Origin of the sequence: Pseudomonas sp. Tri1, assembly GCF_017968885.1 — a bacterium.
Taxonomy (GTDB): domain Bacteria; phylum Pseudomonadota; class Gammaproteobacteria; order Pseudomonadales; family Pseudomonadaceae; genus Aquipseudomonas.
In genome coordinates, this window is record NZ_CP072913.1 from 644,413 (window position 1) to 662,512 (window position 18,100).

14 protein-coding genes are annotated in these 18,100 nt (G+C 61.5%); 9 read left to right on the forward strand and 5 right to left on the reverse strand.

The features are described from left to right. Positions 1–111 precede the first annotated feature (111 nt). From J9870_RS02790 to J9870_RS02805, 4 genes are all read left to right on the forward strand, one after another. Positions 112–3,387, forward strand: a complete 3,276-nt coding sequence (locus J9870_RS02790) for a transglutaminase family protein (RefSeq protein ID WP_210642602.1) — start codon at positions 112–114, stop codon at positions 3,385–3,387. Between the two features lie 88 nt (positions 3,388–3,475). Next, positions 3,476–5,962 carry a circularly permuted type 2 ATP-grasp protein gene (locus J9870_RS02795; protein WP_210642603.1) on the forward strand — a complete coding sequence of 829 codons (2,487 nt, stop codon included), beginning with the start codon at positions 3,476–3,478 and terminating at the stop codon, positions 5,960–5,962. Beyond that, positions 5,962–6,855 carry a transglutaminase family protein gene (locus J9870_RS02800; protein ID WP_210642604.1) on the forward strand — a complete coding sequence of 298 codons (894 nt, stop codon included), beginning with the start codon at positions 5,962–5,964 and terminating at the stop codon, positions 6,853–6,855. The genes J9870_RS02795 and J9870_RS02800 overlap by 1 nt, the downstream gene beginning before the upstream one ends. Positions 6,856–6,987: 132 nt before the next feature. Next, the gene (locus J9870_RS02805) at positions 6,988–7,365 is read left to right on the forward strand and encodes an NUDIX domain-containing protein (RefSeq protein ID WP_210642605.1); all 378 of its coding nucleotides are present in this window, start codon (positions 6,988–6,990) and stop codon (positions 7,363–7,365) included. 72 nt (positions 7,366–7,437) lie between these two features. Here the strand turns inward: J9870_RS02805 and J9870_RS02810 are convergent, their stop codons facing one another. Next, positions 7,438–7,629: a hypothetical protein gene (locus J9870_RS02810; protein WP_210642606.1), complete on the reverse strand. Its 192-nt coding sequence runs from the start codon at positions 7,627–7,629 to the stop codon at positions 7,438–7,440. 68 nt (positions 7,630–7,697) lie between these two features. Beyond that, on the reverse strand, positions 7,698–8,285 hold the full coding sequence (locus J9870_RS02815; protein WP_210642607.1) for a TIGR00730 family Rossman fold protein: 588 nt from the start codon (positions 8,283–8,285) through the stop codon (positions 7,698–7,700). A 342-nt stretch (positions 8,286–8,627) separates the two neighbouring features. Between J9870_RS02815 and azu the strand changes: the two genes are divergently transcribed. After that, a complete protein-coding gene (azu, locus tag J9870_RS02820) occupies positions 8,628–9,074 on the forward strand; it encodes an azurin (RefSeq protein ID WP_210642608.1) in 447 nt (148 codons plus the stop codon). 170 nt (positions 9,075–9,244) lie between these two features. On the opposite strand, the gene nadE is transcribed toward azu, so the two are convergent. The 3 genes from nadE to J9870_RS02835 all read right to left on the reverse strand — a co-directional run bounded on the left by nadE (position 9,245) and on the right by J9870_RS02835 (position 12,359). Next, positions 9,245–10,072, reverse strand: coding sequence for an ammonia-dependent NAD(+) synthetase (gene nadE / locus J9870_RS02825; protein WP_210642609.1), 828 nt, complete (start codon positions 10,070–10,072; stop codon positions 9,245–9,247). 4 nt (positions 10,073–10,076) lie between these two features. Further along, on the reverse strand, positions 10,077–11,303 hold the full coding sequence (pncB, locus tag J9870_RS02830) for a nicotinate phosphoribosyltransferase (RefSeq protein WP_210642610.1): 1,227 nt from the start codon (positions 11,301–11,303) through the stop codon (positions 10,077–10,079). A gap of 144 nt (positions 11,304–11,447) precedes the next feature. After that, the gene (locus J9870_RS02835) at positions 11,448–12,359 is read right to left on the reverse strand and encodes a LysR family transcriptional regulator (protein WP_210642611.1); all 912 of its coding nucleotides are present in this window, start codon (positions 12,357–12,359) and stop codon (positions 11,448–11,450) included. Positions 12,360–12,536: 177 nt separating this feature from the next. On the opposite strand from J9870_RS02835, the gene J9870_RS02840 reads away from it, so the two are divergent. From J9870_RS02840 to J9870_RS02855, 4 genes are all read left to right on the forward strand, one after another. After that, positions 12,537–14,027: an aldehyde dehydrogenase family protein gene (locus tag J9870_RS02840; RefSeq protein WP_210642612.1), complete on the forward strand. Its 1,491-nt coding sequence runs from the start codon at positions 12,537–12,539 to the stop codon at positions 14,025–14,027. A 169-nt stretch (positions 14,028–14,196) separates the two neighbouring features. Next, entirely contained in the window at positions 14,197–15,480 is a 1,284-nt protein-coding gene (locus tag J9870_RS02845) for an FAD-binding oxidoreductase (RefSeq protein WP_210642613.1), read from the forward strand. 370 nt (positions 15,481–15,850) lie between these two features. Beyond that, a complete protein-coding gene (locus J9870_RS02850; RefSeq protein WP_210642614.1) occupies positions 15,851–16,984 on the forward strand; it encodes an ABC transporter substrate-binding protein in 1,134 nt (377 codons plus the stop codon). 201 nt (positions 16,985–17,185) lie between these two features. Further along, a complete protein-coding gene (locus J9870_RS02855) occupies positions 17,186–18,100 on the forward strand; it encodes a branched-chain amino acid ABC transporter permease (protein WP_058546549.1) in 915 nt (304 codons plus the stop codon).

Genomic DNA, 18,100 nt, shown 5'->3' on the forward strand with positions numbered 1-18,100 from the left:
GCGTTTTTAGTGCTCTACTGCCTTGAGTAGACCAAGAAAGTGTCCGGCCTGCCTGCATGGCATAAGTCTTGCGCCGCTTTCGATAACGCCCAGGCTCGCAGGAGGCACGCTGTGTCGATCCATGTCGCATTGCATCATGTCACGCATTACCGCTACGACCGCGCTGTCGAGCTCGGCCCGCAGATTGTTCGCCTGCGCCCGGCAGCCCACAGCCGTACGCGGATTCTGTCGTATGCGCTGAAGGTCTCGCCGGATCAGCACTTCATCAATTGGCAGCAGGATCCCCAGGGCAACTATCTGGCGCGGCTGGTGTTCCCCGAGAAAACCCGGGAGCTGCGGATCGAAGTCGATCTGCTGGCGGAAATGGCGGTGTTCAACCCGTTCGATTTCTTCCTTGAGCCTTACGCCGAGAAAATCCCGTTTTCCTACGCCGCCGATGAGCGCAAGGAGCTGGCGCCGTACCTGGAAACCCTGCCGCTGACGCCCAGGTTCCAGGCTTATCTGGACGGCATCGATCGCACGCCGCTGCCGGCGGTGGATTTTCTGGTGGCGCTCAACCAGCGCCTGAGCGAAGACATCAACTACCTGATCCGCATGGAGCCCGGCGTCCAGACACCGGAGCATACCCTTGAGCACGCGTCCGGTTCCTGCCGCGATTCGGCCTGGTTGCTGGTGCAGTTGTTGCGCAACCTTGGCCTGGCGGCGCGTTTCGTGTCCGGTTACCTGATCCAACTGACCGCCGATGTGAAAAGCCTCGATGGGCCGTCCGGAACCGAGGTCGACTTTACCGACCTGCATGCCTGGTGCGAGGTGTACCTGCCCGGTGCCGGCTGGATCGGCCTGGATGCGACGTCCGGGTTGTTCGCTGGCGAAGGGCACATCCCATTGGCTTGCAGTCCCGATCCATCTTCGGCGGCGCCTATCAGTGGTTTGGTGGAACCTTGCGAGTGCGAGTTCAGCCACGAAATGTCCGTGGAGCGGATCTGGGAAGCGCCGCGAGTAACCAAGCCCTACACCGAAGAGCAATGGCAGGCGATTCAGGCACTGGGTCACCAGATCGATGCCGACCTGCTGGAGGGCGACGTGCGCCTGACCATGGGCGGCGAACCGACCTTTGTGTCCATCGATGACCCGGATGGCGCCGAGTGGAACACCGCCGCCCTCGGGCCGGACAAGCGCCGGCTCTCGGCCGAGCTGTTCCAGCGCATGCGCAAGCACTATGCACCCAAGGGGCTGGTGCATTTCGGCCAGGGCAAGTGGTACCCGGGCGAGCAATTGCCGCGCTGGTCGCTCAACTGCTATTGGCGGCGTGATGGGGTGCCGATCTGGCACAACAGCGCATTGATCGCCGACGAGCAGCAGGACTACGGCGCCGATGGTGAGCTGGCCGGGCGTTTTCTGACGAGTGTCGCCGAACGCCTGAAAATTCCTGCGCGATTCGTGTTCCCGGCCTACGAAGACAATTTCTATTACCTCTGGCGCGAAGGCGCATTGCCGTCGAATGTCACGGCCGAGGATCCGCGTCTGGAGGACGCGCTGGAGCGGGCACGCCTGCGCAAGGTCTTCAGCCAGGGCCTGGACAAAGTGATCGGCCAGGTCCTGCCGCTGGCCCGCACCGCCAAGGGTGATCAATGGCAAAGCGGTCGCTGGTACCTGCGGGACAACCACTGCCGATTGGTGCCGGGGGATTCGCCCCTGGGCTATCGCCTGCCATTGGCATCCCAACCTTGGGTCACGGCGGCCGAGTACCCATTCATCCATCCCACCGACCCGAACCAGGATTTGCCCGAGTTGCCCGACACCGAGCGACTGGGCCGCCACGGCGAGCCGGCGACCGAGCAGGATCGGGTTCCGGAGATCGACAAGTCCGCCGATTGGCTGACCCGCACCGCCTTCTGTGCCGAGGCCCGGGAAGGTCGGTTGTACCTGTTCATGCCACCGCTGGAGCGGGTCGAGGATTATCTGGAGCTGGTCAGCGCCATTGAGGCGACGGCCGAGGAGCTGCAATGTCCGGTGCTGCTGGAAGGCTATGAGCCACCGAGCGATCCGCGCCTGAGCAACTTCCGCATCACTCCCGATCCAGGGGTGATCGAGGTCAACGTGCAGCCATCGGCGACGTGGGATGAGTTGGTCGAGCGCACTGAGTTTCTATATGAGGAGGCGCGACAGACCCGGCTGACCACCGAGAAATTCATGATCGATGGCCGGCACACCGGCACCGGCGGCGGTAACCATTTCGTACTGGGTGGGGCGACACCCGCTGACTCACCGTTCCTAAGGCGTCCCGACCTGCTGCGCAGCCTGATCAGTTACTGGCATAACCACCCGTCGCTGTCCTACCTGTTTTCCGGATTGTTCATCGGCCCGACCTCCCAGGCGCCTCGGGTGGACGAGGCGCGCAACGACGCCTTGTACGAGTTGGAAATCGCTTTCGCGCAAATGCCCCAGCCCGGCGAGCAATGCCCGCCCTGGTTGGTCGATCGGCTGTTGCGCAACCTGTTGATCGACGTGACCGGCAACACCCATCGCGCCGAATTCTGCATCGACAAGCTCTATTCGCCGGACGGCGCCACCGGGCGTCTCGGCCTTTTGGAATTGCGGGCATTCGAGATGCCGCCCCACGCGCGCATGAGCCTGGCCCAGCAATTACTGCTGCGGGCGTTGGTGGCGCGGTTCTGGCGTGAACCCTATGCGCCAGCGAAACTGGCGCGCTGGGGCACCGAACTGCATGATCGCTTCCTGTTGCCACACTTCATCGAACAGGATTTTGCCGACGTCATCGCTGAACTGAACGCCGCTGGCTACCCCCTGCGGGCTGAATGGTTCGCCGCCCATCTGGAGTTCCGCTTCCCCAAGGTAGGCGACTACGCAGTCGGCGGTATCGAGCTGCAATTGCGCCAGGCCCTCGAGCCCTGGCATGTGTTGGGGGAGGAGGGCGCGGTGGGCGGTACCGTGCGTTATGTGGACTCGTCCCTGGAGCGCCTGCAGGTCAAGCTCAGCGGCCTGGCGCCGCAACGCTACCTGCTGACGTGCAATGGCGTGCCCGTGCCGTTGCAACCCACCGGGCGGGTCGGCGAGTTCGTCGCCGGGGTGCGTTTCCGGGCCTGGCAACCGGCCAACTGCCTGCAGCCGACCATCCCGGTGCACGCGCCGCTGGTCTTCGATCTGCTCGATACCTGGATGCAACGTTCCGTGGGCGGTTGCCAGTATCACGTGGCCCATCCGGGCGGGCGCAACTACGACAGCCTGCCGGTGAATGCCAACGAAGCCGAGAGCCGGCGGATGGCGCGTTTCTTCCGTCTCGGACACACGCCGGGGAAACTTCCGATTCCCAGCCTGGCAATGGATGACGAGTTTCCTCTCACGCTCGATCTGCGACGGTTCTGAGTCTTACGCGACGCCTGGATATTTCAACTATCCGGGCGTCATGCGCTTGCGCTAGTCTCACCTTTCATTGCCGTCTGCCGAGCTTTCCATGCCTGACCTGCTTGACCGTTACCCGCTGACAACGGGCACCTATCATGAACTGCTGGACGACAGCGGCGCCGTGCGTACGCATTGGCGGCGGCTGTTCGACCAGTTGCAGCGCAGCACGCCGGCCCAGTTGGCCCAGCGCCAGGCGCTGCTGGCCCGGCAGATCCAGGAAAACGGCGTCACCTATAACGTCTATGCGGACCCGAAAGGGGCGGATCGGCCGTGGGAACTGGACCTGCTGCCCCACGTGATCGACGCGCAGGAGTGGAAGCAGCTGTCGGCCGGGATCGCCCAGCGCGCTCGCTTGCTCAATGCCGTGTTGGCCGACCTGTACGGGCCGCAGCGGCTGATCAGCGAAGGGCTGTTGCCGGCGGAGCTGGTGTTCGGTCACAACAATTTCCTTTGGCCGTGCCAGGGCATCGCGCCGCCGGACGGGATCTTCCTGCATTTGTATGCCGTGGATCTGGCGCGTACGCCCGATGGTCGCTGGTGGGTCACCGCAGATCGGACCCAGGCGCCTTCTGGGGCCGGTTATGCGTTGGAAAATCGCATGATCGTCTCGCGGGCCTTCCCCGACCTGTACCGCGACCTGAATGTACGGCACCTCTCCGGTTTCTTCCGCACCTTGCAGGAAACCCTTGCACGACAGGCGCCCAGCGATGGCGAGCCGCCGCTGGTGGTGCTGTTGACGCCAGGGCGGTTCAACGAAAGTTATTTCGAACATCTTTACCTGGCGCGCCAGCTGGGTTATCCGCTGGTGGAAGGCGGTGACCTGACGGTTCGGGACGCTACGGTCTATCTCAAGACCCTCAGCGGGCTGCGGCGGGTCCACGCGATCATGCGTCGGCTCGACGACGATTTCTGCGACCCCCTGGAGTTGCGCACCGATTCGGCCTTGGGCGTGCCAGGCTTGCTGGAGGCGGTGCGCCAGGGCCGGGTGCTGGTGGCCAATGCCTTGGGCAGCGGCGTGCTGGAATCGCCGGGCCTCTTGGGGTTTCTGCCGAAGATCAACCAATTTCTGTTCGGTGAGGAACTGCTGCTGCCGTCCATCGCCACTTGGTGGTGCGGTGAACCACCGGTGCTGGCCCAGGCCTTGGAGAAACTGCCGCAGTTGTTGATCAAGCCGGCGTTTCCTTCCCAAAGCTTCAGCCCGGTGTTGGGTCGTGACCTGAACGAGGCGCAGCGCGGTCAGTTGGCGGCGCGGATACAGGCAAGGCCCTATGCCTATGTCGCCCAGGAGCTGGCGCAACTGTCCCAGGCTCCGGTCTGGCAGGCCGAAGACGGTCACATCCAGCCTCGGGCCATTGGCATGCGCGTGTATGCCGTGTCCGGGAAGGATGACTATCGGGTGCTGTCGGGGGGCTTGACCCGCGTGGCCGCCGAGGCCGACGCTGAAGTGGTGTCGATGCAGCGCGGTGGCGCCAGCAAGGACACTTGGGTGCTGGGGGAGCAAGCGCCTGGCAGTGAGCAATGGACGGCCCAGCGAACCGTAGGTGTCCACGATCTGGTTCGGCGCGATCCGTACCTGCCTTCGCGGGTGGTGGAAAACCTGTTCTGGTTCGGTCGCTACTGTGAACGCTGCGACGACAGCGCGCGGCTGCTGCGGATCATGCTGGCGCGCTATGTCGATGGCGATGACCCTCAGGCCCTGGAATCGGCGGTGTCCCTGGGCGAAAGCCTGATGCTGCTGCCCGATGAGGGCGAACTGCCCGAGCGTCTGCTGGCGGCGTTGCTGGGCGAGGACTGGTCCTTCAGCCTGCGCTCCAACCTGCAACGCTTGCAGTGGGCGGCCTCGCAGGTTCGCGGCAAGCTGTCCCGGGAAAACTGGCAGGCGCTGGTGGAATTGCAGCGCGAAGCCATGGAATTGGAAACCGAGGAGCCGGATTTCGGCGAGCTGCTGGATTTCCTCAACCGATTGGTGATGTCCCTGGCGGCGTTGTCCGGGTTTGCCCTGGATGACATGACTCGCGACGAGGGCTGGCGTTTCTTGATGATCGGTCGGCGCCTGGAGCGCCTGCAGTTTCTCAGCAGCAGCCTGGCCGCGTTTCTGCGGGGCGAAGCGGTGTTCGATCAGGCCGGGCTGGAATGGCTGCTGGAGCTGGGCAATAGCAGCATCACCTACCGCTCGCGTTACCTGGCAGTCGCGCAATTGATCCCGGTGCTCGACCTGTTGCTGCTGGACGAACAGAACCCCCACGCAGTGCTCTTCCAGTTGAAACTGGTGACCCGCACCCTCAAGCGCCTGAACGATGATTTTGGCGCGCCGAAGGACATTGCGTTGCCGGAATTGGTGGCGCGTCTTTCACGCTTTGACCTGCGCTGCCTGGAAAATCCGTTGTTCGGCGAGGCCAGCCTGCGCGCAGCCCTCGACGGGCTGGCCGATCTGTTACAGGAAGTGGCCGATGTCAGTGGCCAGGTTTCCGATCGCCTGGCCTTGCGTCATTTTGCCCACGTCGATGACGTCAGCCAGCGCACGGTGTCCGTCTGATGAACGCTCGCTACCAGATCCTCCACGACACGCATTATCACTACGACAGCCCGGTATCCCTGGCCCAGCAGCTTGCCCACCTGTGGCCGCGGCCCTGTGACTGGCAGCGTTGCACCGAGCAGCAGTTGTTGATCAGTCCGGAGCCGACCACCCGTCGCGATGAGCAGGATGTGTTTGGCAATCCGCTGACGCGCCTGGCCTTTGAACGACCCCATGACGAGTTGCTGGTCAATGCCCGCCTGAGCGTCGAGGTGCTGGCTCGCCCTGTACTGGATTTCAACCTGTCCCCCACCTGGGAGTCGACCTGCAACGCCTTGACCTACAGCGGCCGCCCTCTTGCGGCGCCGCTGCTGGATGCATGCCGCTACCGTTTCGAGTCGCCCTATGTTCACCTCAAGCGTAGCTTCGTCGAGTTTTCCGAAAGTTGCTTCCCGCCGGGGCGCCCGTTGATGCTGGGTGTCCGGGCACTGATGGAAAAGATTTTCGAGGAGTTCACCTTCGATGCCGAGGCGACCCAGGTGGCGACGCCGCTGGTGGAGGTGCTGGAGCGGCGACGGGGCGTGTGCCAGGACTTCGCCCACCTGATGCTGGCCTGCGTGCGCTCGCGTGGGCTGGCGGCACGCTACGTGAGTGGATACCTGCTGACCCAGCCACCGCCCGGCCAACCCCGGCTGATTGGCGCCGATGCGTCCCACGCCTGGGTCTCGGTGTTTTGCCCACTGTTGGGTTGGGTGGACTTCGATCCGACCAACAACGTACAGCCAGCCCTGGAGCACATCACCCTGGCCTGGGGCCGGGATTTTTCCGATGTGTCGCCGCTACGGGGGGTGATCCTGGGGGGCGGCAGCCATGATCCCGAGGTGCGGGTGACGGTGATGCCGTTGGAGTCATGAACCGATTCCTTGTGGGAGCGAGCCTGCTCGCGATAGCGGATGAACAGTCGTATTGAAGCTGGCTGAACTAACGCCATCGCGAGCAAGCTCGTTCCCACAGGTTGTGTGTCGTATTGATAATGAGGTTTCCCCATGTTCCCGGTGTCCATCAAAGGCGTGCTGCAATCCCCCGAGGGCCTGGTCGTGCTGATGCTCAACGAGCGGGATGAATGGGAGTTGCCCGGCGGACGGATCGAGCTGGGCGAAACGGCGTCGCAGTGCCTGGCACGGGAGATCGACGAGGAACTGGCCGTTGAAGTAAGCGTGGGGGAGCCGTTGGATTCGTACTTGTTCGAGGTCATTCCCGGCAAGCATGTCTTTATTTCCACTTACCGCTGCCAATTACTGGGCGGGTTCGTGCCGACGGTCAGTCATGAGCATAAGGAAATCGGGCTGTTCGAGCCGGGCCAATTGCCGGCCAATCTGCCAGTGGGTTATCGCGCGTCGATTATCAAGGCGTTGGGGTTGTGAGGGCCGGCAGCGGGGCTGCCGACCCTGGACACAAACCGTAGGGCCGGATTACATCACCGGGCCCGGAGGGGCTCAGGCGTCGGGCGCCTGGTCTTTCGGTGCGTCAACGTGCTCTTCTGGCGTCACTTCGCCTTCGGTATCCGGGGTCAGTGCTGCTGCTTCCTCTTCAGCTGTAGCTTTCTTGCGCTGAAGCTTTTCCTCTTTCTTCTGCTCCTTGGCCAAGTCTCTCTGACGTTTGGCGAAGGAATAATTGGGTTTAGCCATGGGCGATCCTCTGGGGTCGAAGGTGAGGTTGAGCGGCGCGTATTCTGCCCTGTATCGGGGTCGAGCCGTTAGCTGGGTTTTTGCTCGGCCCACTTTGGCTGCACCGAGGGCTGCCATTCGTCCAGTGCATCGAGCAGGTTTTGCGGTGATTCGCTCACTTGCAGCATGTCACGATGTGGCGCACGGACGAAGCCTTCACCGACGATATGATCGAGAAAACCGGTGAGTTTGCTGTAGAACCCGTTCACCTCCAGCAACCCCAGTGGCTTGCCGTGGTAGCCGAGCTGCCCCCAGGTCCAGACTTCGAACAACTCCTCCAGCGTGCCGAGGCCACCGGGCAGGGCGATGAAGGCATCGCTCAATTCGGCCATGCGCGCCTTGCGGGCATGCATGCCGTCCACCACTTCCAGGCGGGTCAGGCCGCTGTGGCCGATTTCCTTGTCTTTGAGGCTTTGCGGGATGATGCCGATGACTTCGCCGCCGGCCGCCAAGGCCGCGTCGGCGACGATGCCCATCAGGCCCACGGCACCACCGCCGTAGACCAGGGTAAGATTTCGCTCCGCCAGCGCTCGCCCCAGGGCCTGCGCCGCTTCACGGTAGGCGGGGTGGCTGCCGGTGCTGGCGCCGCAAAATACACAAACAGACGCTATGGACATGCTTTACTCCATGATCGGTAACCGATCCAGAGTAAAGCCTGGCCTGGGTTGCGCAAAGCGATTAAACCTCGCGTTGGGTTTTTTCGTAGGTGCCACTGGCGCCGCAGGCATAGGCGGCAAGCAAGCTGCACAACAGGCTGTTGAGGTTCATGATGGGCGCTCCAGAGAGGTGATGGGGCCAATCATAGAGAGGTGTCATACCTCTGGCTGGTTGATTGTGTCCATCAGGCTGATAGCCTTAAGTTGTATACAATCTTTGATTCAGGTCATAGGAACTTGTCTCAAATTCAGGCAGTCTTCCCCTTTGACGGAATTTTGTTAACCATGCCTTGGAGATTCACGATGTTTGCCAAACTTGTTGCAGTATCCCTGTTGACGCTGGCCAGCAGCCAACTGATGGCAGCGGAGTGCAAGACCACCATCGACTCGACCGACCAGATGTCCTTCAACACCAAGGCCATCGAGATCGACAAGAGCTGCAAGACCTTCACCGTTGAGCTGACGCATTCGGGCAGCCTGCCGAAAAACGTCATGGGCCATAACTGGGTGCTGAGCAAAGAGGCTGACATGCAGCCGATCGCCACCGATGGTTTGGCCGCTGGCGTCGACAAGAACTACCTGAAAGAAGGTGATGCTCGCATCATCGCCCACACCAAAATCATTGGTGCCGGGGAGAAAGACTCGGTGACTTTCGACGTATCGAAACTCGATGCCGCTGAAAAATACGGTTTCTTCTGCTCGTTCCCAGGCCACATCTCGATGATGAAAGGCACCGTTACCCTGAAGTAATCCGCTTCAGGCACAAAAAAAGCGCCCCCGTGCAGGGCGCTTTTTTTGTGTCCGGCAATAACCGCACCTCCTGCGGGAGCGAGCTTCATCTGACACAAATTCTGTGTTTGATGAAGACCCCTGTGGGAGCGAGCTTGCTCGCGATGGCGCCAGTTCAGGCACCTTCGAAGTTACGGCGCGTAGGGCATCACCCGCTTGTGCTCGGTCTTGCGATAGGTTTCGCAAATGATCTTGAACGCCTCGTCCCGCACCGGCTTGCCGTGCAGGAACGCGTCGATCTCGGCATAGGTCACGCCGTGGGAGGCTTCGTCCGGCTTGCCTGGCGACAGGTCTTCGAGATCGGCGGTCGGGATTTTTTCCACCAGCGATTCCGGCGCGCCAAAGTCACGGGCGATGGCCCGGACCTGGTTTTTCACCAGGCCGCTCAACGGCGCCAGGTCGCAGGCGCCGTCGCCGAACTTGGTGAAGAAGCCCATCACCGCTTCGGCCGCGTGGTCGGTGCCGATCACCAGGCCCTGCTCGGTCCCCGCGATGGTGTATTGCGCCACCATGCGCATCCGCGCCTTGGTGTTGCCCAGCACGAAGTCCCGCGAGACCGCCGCCTTGCCTTCGAATGCCGCGACTTGCTCGGCCAAGGCCTTGACCGCCGGACCGATGTTGACGGTATGGCGCTCGTCGGGGTCGATGAAGTCCACACAGGCTTGTGCCTCATGCTCGTCGAACTGGGTTTCGTACGGCAGGCGCACGGCGATGAACTTGTAGGCCGCGTTACCGGTTTTTTCCCGCAGCTCGCGCATGGCACGCTGGGCCAGCAGACCGGCGGTCAACGAGTCGACCCCGCCACTGATGCCCAGGACGAGGGACTTGAGCCCGGAGTTGACCAGGCAATCCTGAATAAAGCTCACCCGGCGGGCGATTTCGGCCTTGAGGGCGGCGTCATCGGTGAACGGTGGCTGGACCTTGAGCTGTTCAGCAATCTCACGCTGTACGGCTTGCATGAATTCACTCCTTGCTTGATATGTCAGAAAGGGCGGCAGGTACTTGGAAAACGTGTCGCATGTAGGCGACGAAATTCGGGTCTTTGCAGTGGGTCTTGCCGGGCTCGTCTGAAATCTTGGCCACGGGTTGCCCGTCACAGCTGATCATTTTAAGCACGATGCTCATCGGCTCTACACCTGGAATGTCACAAGTCAGGTTGGTACCAATACCGAAGCTGACATTAATGCGACCACGCAACGCCCGAAAAATCTCCAGGCATTTGGGCAATGTCAGGCTATCGGAGAACACCAGGGTCTTGCTCATCGGGTCGATGCCGAGCTTGTGATAGTGAACGATGGCTTTTTCGGCCCAGATCACCGGATCACCGGAGTCATGGCGCAAGCCGTCGAACAGCTTGGCGAAGAACAGATCGAAGTCCTTCAGGAACGCGTCCATGGTGATGCAGTCGGTCAGCGCGATCCCCAGCAGGCCCCGATACTCGCGCACCCAGCAATCGAGGGCGGCGATCTGGCTGTCGATCAGCCGCGGGCCCAGTTGTTGGTGGGCCATGATCCATTCATGGGCCATGGTGCCCAGGGGTTTCATATCCAGCTCTCGGGACAGGTGCACGTTGCTGGTGCCGACGAAACGTCCGGGGAAGTCGTGCTTGAGCACATTCACGACTTCTTCCTGGACGCGGTAAGAAAACCGACGGCGGGTGCCGAAGTCGGCGACTTGCAGTTCGGCCAATTCGTCGGTACTGGCGTTGGCCGTCAGCCAGTCGAACTTGCGATACAACTGTTCCCGCGCCTGCTCCAGGACAACTTCACGGTAGCGATAGCGGTTGCGTACTTCGCTGACAATGGCCAGCAACGGCACTTCGAACAGAATCACATGCAACCACGGCCCGCGCAGGCGGATAAACAGCTCGCCATTGTCGATGCCGGTGTGGACGTAGCGCAGGTTGAAGCGAAACAGGCCTAGGAAACGCAGGAAGTCCGGCTTCAGAAAGCTGATGCGTTCCAGGAAGCCCAACTGGTCGGCGCTCAGGCTCAGCTCGGCCAGGCGTTCGATCTGGAAGCGGATCTCCGCCAGATACGGTCGCAAGTCCTCGCTGTTGCGGCAGCGAAACTCCCATTCGACTTCGACGTTGGGGTAGTTGTGCAGCACCGCCTGCATCATCGTCAGTTTGTAGAAGTCGGTGTCGAGCAGGTTCTGCACGATACGATCGGCAAACACACTCTCGCTCATAACGGGAATCTCCAGACAGGCCGCTGCGGTGGGCAGCGGGGTGCAGCGGTTGTGTTGAGGGGGTTAGTGGCGCATATCACTCATGATGATTGCCAGTTTTTTTTGGTCACTGGGGCTTTTTTGGCAAAGAGAGTTCTCTGTGGCTTATTGCTGCGGTGTATCCGCGCTCTCGATCTGCTCCAACATCCACTCCACGAAAAGCCGCACTTTGGGCACTTCCGCCGAGTGCTCGGGGTAGGCCAGGTAATAAGCATTGGTGCTTGGCATCGCATGCTGCCAGGGGATGATCAGTTTGCCGTCGGCCAGTTCTTCTTCCACCAGGAACTTCGGCAGCAGGGCGACGCCGCAGCCGACCTGGGCGGCACGGATGCACATGTAGAAGGTCTCGAAGCGTGGCCCGTGGTAGCTGTGTTCGGTGTGGTAGCCCTGGCTGTCGAACCAATCGTGCCAGGCTTGGGGGCGCGAGGCATTTTGCAACAGCACCAGGTCGGCCAGTTGGGTCGGGTCGGTGAAGGGCTGGTCCGGCAGGCTGCCCGGCGCGCAGACCGGCACCAGCTCTTCGCCGAACAGCTTCAGCGATTCGGTGCCGGCCCGCGAGCCTTGGCCGAAGTAGAACGCCAGGTCGCTGCGCCCTTGCAGCAAGTCGTCGGCTTCCTGCTCGCTGCACAGATCCAGATGAATCGTCGGATGCCGCAGGCGCCAGCCCTTCAGGCGCGGGACCAGCCAGCGCGCACCGAAGGTTGGTGGCGTAGATACTCGCAGGACTTCGGTGTCGCCACCGTAGGAACGCAGGTAGTGAGTGGACATTTCTACCTGTGTGAGGATTTTTCGCACCTCTGCCAAGTACAAATCCCCTGCTGGTGTCAGCTGCAAACGGCGGCGCACGCGCCGGAACAGCAGGTGCTGCAGCAATTCTTCCAGTTGCGCGACCTGTTTGCTGACAGCGCTCTGGGTCAGGTTCAGCTCTTCGGCGGCGCGGGTGAAGCTCAGGTGACGGGTCACCGCTTCAAAGCACTGCAGCGCCGTGATCGACGGCAGGTAGCGTTTATTGAGCATGATGAGGCCTTATTTCTTGTCGCTCTGCTTATCTGGGGAGGGGCAGCATGAATAAACGGAATGATATCTCGCTTAAAGGTCGTTTGTTGGCAAGACTCAGGCCAGCTACAACTACAGGTCTGATCAGCCGTGATCGTCCGGCTGCCAATCCTTTGTCTTTCGTTTGAGGAAATCCCCATGGTTGCTGCATTGCTTGATCGTCTGGGCGTTAGCCCGGCCCTGTACCAGAACGGCGCACAACCGGTGCATTCGCCCATCGATGGCAGCCGCATCGGTGCCGTGAACTGGGAAGGTGCCGCCGAGGTCGAGCAACAAGTCAGTCGCGCCGAACATGCCTTCGATCTATGGCGCCAAGTGCCGGCCCCGCGTCGTGGCGAGTTGGTCCGTCAGTTCGGCGATCTGCTGCGCGAGTACAAGGCCGATCTCGGTGAGTTGGTGTCGTGGGAAGCCGGCAAGATCACCCAGGAAGGCCTGGGTGAAGTGCAAGAGATGATCGACATCTGCGATTTCGCCGTCGGCCTGTCCCGTCAGTTGTACGGCCTGACCATCGCCTCCGAGCGTCCAGGCCACCATATGCGTGAGTCCTGGCACCCGCTGGGCGTGGTCGGGGTGATCAGCGCCTTCAACTTCCCCGTCGCGGTCTGGGCTTGGAATACCACGCTGGCTCTGGTGTGCGGCAACGCGGTGATCTGGAAACCGTCGGAAAAAACGCCGCTCACCGCCCTGGCGTGCCAGGCGCTGTTCGAGCGTGTGCTGAAAAACTTCAGCGATGCGCCACCCTACCTGAGCCAGGTGATCATTGGTGGGCGTGATGCCGGTGAAGCGTTGGTGGACGATCCGCGCGTGGCGTTGATCAGCGCCACCGGCAGCACCCGCATGGGCCGTGAAGTGGCGCCGAAAGTCGCCGCGCGCTTTGCCCGCAGCATTCTGGAGTTGGGCGGCAACAATGCGATGATCCTGGCCCCGAGCGCCGACCTGGACATGGCCGTGCGCGCCATCCTGTTCAGCGCCGTCGGCACCGCCGGCCAGCGTTGCACCACCCTGCGCCGGCTGATTGCCCATGAATCGGTGAAAGAAGAGATCGTCACCCGTCTCAAGGCCGCCTATTCGAAAGTGCGCATCGGCCATCCGCTGGAAGGCAACCTGGTCGGGCCGCTGATCGACAAGCACAGCTTCGACAACATGCAGGATGCCTTGGAGCAGGCCTTGAGCGAAGGCGGGCGGGTGTTCGGCGGCAAGCGTCAACTCGAGGATCAGTTCCCGAATGCCTACTACGTGTCTCCGGCCATCGTCGAGATGCCGGAGCAGAGTGACGTCGTGCGCAGCGAAACCTTCGCACCGATCCTGTATGTGGTCAGCTACAAGGACTTCGCCCAGGCCCTGCAGTTGAACAATTCCGTGCCCCAGGGCCTGTCGTCATGCATCTTCACCACCGACGTGCGTGAGGCCGAACAGTTCATGTCGGCGGTGGGCAGCGACTGCGGCATCGCCAACGTCAACATCGGCCCGAGCGGCGCGGAAATCGGCGGCGCCTTTGGCGGTGAGAAAGAGACCGGCGGCGGCCGCGAATCCGGCTCCGACGCCTGGCGCGGCTACATGCGCCGCCAGACCAACACCGTGAACTACTCGCTGGAGTTGCCGTTGGCGCAGGGGATTACCTTCGACTGAGGTCGTTTGGGCCGGCTCTTCAACTCATGAAGATCGCCGGTGGGAGCGAGCTTGCTCGCGATGACGGCGGCACATCCAATAGGGAAGTGACTGAAGGACCGCTATCGCGAGCAAGCTCGCTCCCACACTGAATAGTGTGATGGTTGGGTTTCATTTCCGGAGTCTGGCAATGCCGTTACGCGAAGAATGTCTGTGGGAAAAGCTGACGCCGCAAAGGCCCGAAAACACTGCGCTGACGGGCGAAATCACCGTCGATGTCTGTGTGATCGGTGCCGGTTTCACCGGCCTGTCGGCAGCGGTGCACTTGCTGGAACAGGGCAAGCGTGTTGCCGTGTTGGAGGCCCATCGGGCCGGGCACGGTGGATCGGGACGTAACGTCGGCCTGGTGAACGCCGGCCTGTGGATCCCGCCGGACGACATCGAGGCCGGCTTCGGCGAAGCGGTGGGCAGCCAGCTCAACCGCATGCTGGGCGCCGCGCCAGCATTGGTGTTCAGCCTCGTCGACAAATACAACATCGATTGCCAACTGCGCCGCGAAGGCACCTTGCACATGGCCCATAACGCCAGGGGCGAGGCGGACCTGCGCAGTCGCGAAGAACAATGGAAACGCCGCGGAGCCCCGGTGGAATTGCTCACCGGCCAGGTCTGTGCCGAGGCCACTGGCACATCCAAGATCGCCGCGGCTTTGCTCGATCGGCGCGCCGGTACACTCAACCCGATGGCCTATACCAGCGGGTTGGCCAAGGCGGCGAAGGACCTGGGTGGCCAGTTGTTCGACCATTCACCTGTGACACGCCTGGAGCGTCAGGGCCAGCGCTGGTCGGTGCAGACCGCCCAGGGGGCGGTGCTGGCCGAGCAGGTGGTGATCGCCTCCAACGCCTATACCGAAGGCGACTGGACCGAGCTGCGGCGTAATTTCTTCCCCGGTTATTACTACCAGGTGGCCTCCGTCCCGCTGACCGATGAGGCGGCTCGACGCATTCTGCCGGGTGGGCAAGGTTCGTGGGATACGCGCCAGGTGTTGAGCAGCATCCGTCGGGACAAGGACGGTCGGTTACTGCTGGGAAGCCTGGGCAATGGCAATCGCAAGCCGACCTGGTTCCTCAAGGCCTGGGCCGACCGGGTGCAACAGCACTATTTCCCCTACCTCAAGCCGGTGGAGTGGGAATGCACCTGGACCGGTTGCATCGCCTTCACGCCCGATCATCTGATGCGCCTGTTCGAACCTGCCCCGGGCCTGGTGGCCGTGACTGGCTATAACGGTAGGGGCGTGACCACCGGTACGGTGGTGGGCAAGGCCTTCGCCGATTACCTGTGCCACGGTGACACCAAGGCGCTGCCGATTCCCTTCGCGCCCATGCAGCCATTGGCCGGGGTGGGCTTGCGCAGTTGTTTGTATGAGGCGGGTTTTTCGTTGTATCACGCGGGCCAGTGCCTGCGGATCGTGATTTGAGTGTTGAAAAATGTTGCCGGAACCGACGTTTTCCGGCGCAGCGTCTAGCCTGTTATGGTGCGGGTTGTAGCAGTCGCGCACCGACAGTGTGCAGTTCGGTGACGTAGGTTGTTACACAGTGGTTGCACGTCGTTTCATGCGATGGTTGCAATGATGGCTCATGGAGGGTTTTACCTAATTAGATGAAAGGTTGCACCTCGTGCGGTTTAGACGGTTGCACGCCCCATGAAAAAGGGCCCGAAACAGTCGAAATAACAATAAAGCAGCGACTTTTTTCAGAATAAAAAACCGATGGCACGGCCCTTGCTCTTAGCTTCTCAGTGAAATGAAGTCGCAGTGCCAACTAAAAAAAACCTTGGAGCACCACCTCATGTCCCAGACGTTTTACAAGAAAGGCTTTCTGGCCCTCGCAGTGGCAACTGCGCTGGGTGTTTCTGCGTTTGCACAGGCCGACATCAAGATCGGCGTAGCGGGTCCCATGACAGGCGCCAACGCGGCATTTGGCGAACAGTACATGAAGGGTGCACAGGCCGCGGCAGACGAGGTCAATGCCAAGGGCGGCGTGAACGGCGAGAAGATCGTGCTGGTCAAGGGCGATGACGCTTGCGAACCGAAGCAGGCCGTTACGGTAGCCAAGGACCTGACCAACCAGAAAGTGGCGGGTGTGGTCGGTCACTTCTGCTCTTCGTCGACCATCCCGGCCTCCGAGATCTACGACGAAGCAGGCATCATCGCCATCACCCCGGGTTCTACCAACCCGGCTGTTACCGAGCGCGGCCTGAGCGCCATGTTCCGTATGTGCGGGCGTGACGACCAGCAAGGCATCGTCGCCGGCGACTACATCGTCGACGTGCTCAAGGGCAAGAAAGTCGTCGTGCTGCACGACAAGGACACCTACGGCCAGGGCCTGGCGGATGCGACCAAGGCGCAGTTGGAAAAACGTGGCGTGAAGCCGGTGCTGTATGAAGGCCTGACCCGTGGCGAAAAAGACTTCAGCACCATTGTCACCAAGATCCGCGGCGCCGGTGCCGATGTCGTGTACTTCGGTGGCCTGCACCCGGAAGCCGGGCCCCTGGTTCGTCAACTGCGTGAGCAAGGCCTCAAGGACGTCAAGTTCATGTCCGACGACGGTATCGTGACCGACGAACTGGTCACTACCGCTGGCGGCCCGCAATTTGTCGACGGCGTGCTGATGACCTTCGGTGCCGACCCGCGCCTGCTGCCAGACAGCAAGGCCGTGGTGGACGCATTCCGTGCCAAGGGCACTGAGCCGGAAGGCTACACCCTGTACGCCTACGCTTCGGTCCAGACCCTCGCGGCTGCCTTCAATGGCGCCAAGAAAAACGACGGTGAAGCCGCAGCCAAGTGGCTCAAGGCCAACTCGGTCCAGACGGTAATGGGCAAGAAGGAGTGGGACGCCAAGGGCGACCTGAAAGTCTCCGACTACGTGGTTTACGAGTGGGACAAGGAAGGCAAATATCACCAATTGGAAAAACAGAAGTGATTTGAAGGGATGACCGGCCTGCGGCAAGGGAGCCCGCTTCCTTGCCGCAGAGACTGTGTTCACCCTTTGCGGATTGGCATTAGCCAAAAGGCCCGTCTGTTTTTTCTCTACGAGCCGCACATCTTCGGGGGCGCGGAGCCTCGGGCTCGTCGTCGCGCCCTCCGAGGTTGTGCAGTCTCTCCAATTGCGTGAGATTGCGTTATGGATGGTATTTTCCTGCAGCAACTGGTCAACGGCCTGACCCTCGGGTCGGTCTATGGCCTGATCGCCATCGGCTACACAATGGTCTATGGCATCATCGGCATGATCAACTTCGCCCATGGCGAGGTTTACATGATCTCTGCGTACCTCGCGGCGATCAGTCTGGCTCTGCTGGCATACTTCGGTATTGAATCCTTCCCTCTACTGATGCTCGGCACACTGGTCTTCACCATCGTCGTCACGGCGGTGTATGGCTGGGTCATCGAGCGTGTCGCCTACAAACCCTTGCGTAACTCCACCCGACTGGCACCGCTGATCAGCGCCATCGGTATTTCGCTGATCCTGCAAAACTACGCACAGATCGCCCAGGGCGCGAAGCAGCAAGGCGTTCCCACCCTGCTGACGGGGGCCTGGCGCGTCGAAGTCGGCACGGGCTTCGTACAACTGACTTACACCAAGGTCTTCATCCTGGTCGCAGCGTTTGCCGGGATGGCCCTGCTGACCTACGTCATCAAGTACACCAAGCTCGGCCGCATGTGCCGCGCGACCCAGCAAGACCGCAAGATGGCCTCGATCCTGGGGATCAATACCGACCGGGTGATTTCCTACGTGTTCATCATCGGTGCCGCGATGGCGGCCCTGGCCGGCGTGCTGATCACCATGAACTACGGCACGTTCGACTTTTATGCCGGATTCATCATCGGCATCAAGGCATTCACCGCAGCGGTACTCGGCGGGATCGGCTCACTGCCTGGTGCGATGCTCGGCGGGATCATTCTCGGGATCTCCGAGTCGCTGTTCTCCGGCCTGGTCAACTCGGACTACAAAGACGTCTTCAGCTTCTCGCTGCTCGTTCTCGTTCTGGTCTTTCGGCCTCAAGGTCTGCTCGGCCGTCCTCTTGTGTCGAAGGTGTAA